Annotated in this window: 1 protein-coding gene; it reads right to left on the reverse strand. The window is 63.4% G+C overall.

All coding sequences use genetic code 11. The annotated features are described in order from the left end of the window. On the reverse strand, positions 1-462 hold a 462-nt coding region (locus ACU8YC_RS27095), incomplete at both ends, for a hypothetical protein (protein ID WP_446896272.1).

Here is a 462-nt window from a genome sequence, read left to right on the forward strand (position 1 = left end):
ACCGAGTAATCATCGGCGTCGTAGCCGGCGTACTTGACGGTGGCCACCAGTCCTTTGACCAGCGGGATGGCATGGCTGTAGGCGACGTTGATCTCCTCGCCGTATTGCTGGCTGCCGCGTTCGGCGCGGAAATCGTGGTACCAGGCGTGCAGCGTTCCACCGAACAAAGGCAGAGTGCCGCCGAGATAGACATCCTGCACACCGTCCGCAGGCGTCAGCAGGAAGGCATCGGCCCAGCCCTGAAAGGCGTGCTTGGTAGCCAATGGCGTCTGGAAGGCCCGATTGCCCGGCCCCGAGTCGCCACCCAGGACTTCCACGCCCGCTTTAAGCGTGGCCCCCTTGAGGGCGTAACCCAGCTCGGCCAGGTAGTACTCGCTGCTCAGCTCCTGCGGATTGCCGGCGTAGTCCTGCTGGCGGGCATATTCAAGCGCATAGCTGATGCCGTGGAGGCCACCATTCAGA

It is taken from the genome of Citrobacter sp. VF227 (genome assembly GCF_052950715.1).